We start from the raw sequence: 2,468 nt of genomic DNA on the forward strand, positions 1-2,468 counted from the left end.
CTGCACTTCCATCCCTGGCCTATCTACCTTATCGTCTTTAAGGGGTCTTACTTCTTGCGAATGGGAGATCTCATCTTGGAGTAGGCTTCGTGCTTAGATGCTTTCAGCGCTTATCCTTTCCCTACTTAGCTACCCGGCTATGCCCCTGGCGGAACAACCGGTGCACCAGCGGTAGGTCCATCCCGGTCCTCTCGTACTGAGGACAGCTCTCCGCAGATCTCCTTCGCCCACAACAGATAGGGACCGAACTGTCTCACGACGTTCTGAACCCAGCTCGCGTACCGCTTTAATGGGCGGACAGCCCAACCCTTGGAACCGAATCCAGCTCCAGGATGCGATGAGCCGACATCGAGGTGCCAAACCTCGCCGTCGATGTGAACTCTTGGGCGAGATCAGCCTGTTATCCCCAGGGTAGCTTTTATCCGTTGAGCGACGGCCCTTCCATTCGGCACCGCCGGATCACTATTCCCGACTTTCGTCCCTGTTCGACTTGTCTGTCTCACAGTCAAGCACGCTTCTGCAATTGCACTCGACGATTGGTTTCCATCCAATCTGAGCGTACCTTTGGGCGCCTCCGTTACTCTTTGGGAGGCGACCGCCCCAGTCAAACTGCCCACCTGACACTCTCCCCGTACCTGTTCTCGATACCAGGTTAGAACCCCGGTCACACAAGAGTGGTATCCCAACGCCGACTCCTCGTACACTGGCGTGCACGTCTCTTTGTCTCCCACCTATCCTGTACATGTATGACCAGAATTCAATATCAGGCTGCAGTAAAGCTCCATGGGGTCTTTCCGTCTAGTTGCGGGTAACCTGCATTTTCACAGGTACTAAGATTTCACCGAGTCTGCTGCCGAGACAGCGCCCAAATCGTTACACCTTTCGTGCGGGTCAGAACTTACCTGACAAGGAATTTCGCTACCTTAGGACCGTTATAGTTACGGCCGCCGTTCACTGGGGCTTCGGATCACTGCTTCAGATCGCTCTTAACAGATCCTCTTAACCTTCCAGCACCGGGCAGGTGTCACCCCCTATACTTCGTCTTGCGACTTCGCAGAGAGCTGTGTTTTAGTTAAACAGTCGCTTGGGCCTCTTCACTGCGGCTTAATTGCTTAAGCACTCCTTCTCGCTAACTTACGGAGTCATTTTGCCGAGTTCCTTGGCAACAGTTCTCTCGCTCACCTCGGGATTCTCTCCCTGCCCACCTGTGTCGGTTTTGGTACGGGCCGCATATGCATTGCCAGAAGCTTTTCCTGGAAGCCGTCATCATGTGCTTCGCTACTTTCCTTGGATTTCGCTTGCCTGTCACGCCCTAGCCTTGAGGTTACCGGATTTGCCTGGTAACCAGCCGCTTCGCTTCGCCCTCAATCCATTAAGAGGGTCACACTATCCGTCTCCGTCACTCCTTCGCTCCATATACGGGTGCAGGAATCTTTCGCCTGCTTTCCATCCACTACGCCTTTCGGCCTCGCGTTAGGTCCCGACTTACCCAGGGCGGACGAACCTTCCCCTGGAATCCTTGGGCTTTCGGTGTGTAGGATTCTCACCTACATCTCGCTACTCACACCGGCATTCTCACTTCTATACAATCCACCGCTCCTCACGGTACGGCTTCTGCTCGTATACAACGCTCCCCTACCACTATAGTTTCCTACAATCCGCAGTTTCGGTATCAGGCTTAGCCCCGGTACATTTTCGGCGCAGGGTCACTCGACTAGTGAGCTGTTACGCACTCTTTAAAGGATGGCTGCTTCTGAGCCAACCTCCTAGTTGTCTGGGCATCCCCACATCCTTTTCCACTTAGCCTGTATTTTGGGACCTTAACTGGCGGTCTGGGCTGTTTCCCTCTTGACCATGGACCTTATCACTCACAGTCTGACTGCCGGACATCCTTAATGACATTCGCAGTTTGATTGTATTCAGTACCCCGGGATGGGGCCATCACACATTCAGTGCTCTACCTTCACTAAGGTTCTTTCCAACGCTAGCCCTAAAGCTATTTCGGGGAGAACCAGCTATCTCCGGGTTCGATTGGAATTTCTCCCCTAGCCACAAGTCATCCGCTAACTTTTCAACGGTAGTCGGTTCGGTCCTCCATTGAGTTTCACCTCAACTTCAACCTGCTCATGGCTAGATCACCCGGTTTCGGGTCTGCAACATCCTACTTTCGCCCTCTTAAGACTCGCTTTCGCTTCGGCTCCGGTCTTTCCTCCTTAACCTCGCAGTCTGTCGCAACTCGCCGGTTCATTCTACAAAAGGCACGCCATCACCCCTTAACGGGCTCTGACTTCTTGTAGGCATACGGTTTCAGGTTCTCTTTCACTCCGCTCCCGCGGTTCTTTTCACCTTTCCCTCACGGTACTGGTTCACTATCGCTCACTCGTTTATATTTAGCCTTGGCGGATGGTCCCGCCTGCTTCCGACAAGATTCCTCGTGTCTCGCCGTACTCAGGATCCCATTAGGCTTT

General features: G+C 53.3%; 1 rRNA gene. It reads right to left on the reverse strand.

Features of this window, described 5'->3' with window-relative positions:
* Nucleotides 1–2,468 (reverse strand): 23S ribosomal RNA (locus FYJ55_RS10480); the annotation flags it as partial.

It is taken from the genome of Holdemanella porci, from assembly GCF_009696075.1.
In the GTDB taxonomy this organism is placed as follows: domain Bacteria; phylum Bacillota_I; class Bacilli_A; order Erysipelotrichales; family Erysipelotrichaceae; genus Holdemanella; species Holdemanella porci.